Source organism: Paenibacillus alba (assembly GCF_013204855.1).
GTDB lineage: Bacteria > Bacillota > Bacilli > Paenibacillales > NBRC-103111 > Paenibacillus_E > Paenibacillus_E alba.
This window is the reverse complement of sequence record NZ_JABMKZ010000113.1, coordinates 1-586: the sequence shown is the minus strand read 5'-3', so window position 1 is coordinate 586 and position 586 is coordinate 1. Positions and strand designations below refer to the sequence as shown.

The following is a 586-nucleotide window of genomic DNA, read 5'->3' as shown; positions in this document are numbered from 1 at the left end:
AAATATAGCCGGATTTTGGGGTTATGGGTAAAGGGGGGACAGGTAGAGTGGAGCAAACTCTACGGGGTCCAAAAAGCGAGACGGATCAGTCTTCCCACATACCCCTTTGCAAGAGAACGTTGTTGGGTGCCGATGGGGGAAGGGAAAAGCGCGGTCATTCCGGGGACCAATCCTGTACAGGTAGACGAGTTGCATCCGTTGCTGCATGAGAATATATCGGACCTATGGGAGCTAAAATATCGCTCGCGGTTTACGGGAGAAGAATTTTATCTGTCGGATCATGTGATAAAAGGGAAACGGATATTGCCGGGCGCTGCATACCTTGAAATGGCCCGGGAGGCCGCGGTACGGGGAGCGTGTTTGTCAGGGACGGAAGCAGTCGTTCACATCAAAAATGTCATGTGGGCTGCACCTGTTGTAGTAGCGGAAGCGGCTGTGGAAATCCATACCAGACTGAATCTGCATGATAATGGGGAGATCCAATACGAGATCTATAGTCCCAATGAGGGCAATGAAGAAGTTACTGTACACAGTGAAGGAAGTATTTTGGTTTATACGGCGGAAGATACAGCGGAAGATACACCGG

1 protein-coding gene is annotated in these 586 nt (G+C 50.2%); it reads left to right on the top strand.

The genetic code is table 11. From position 1 onward, the window contains the following. Positions 1 to 132: 132 nt before the first annotated feature. The coding region (locus tag HQN90_RS38155; protein ID WP_246363040.1) for a hotdog family protein at positions 133 to 586 on the top strand (454 nt) is incomplete at its 3' end.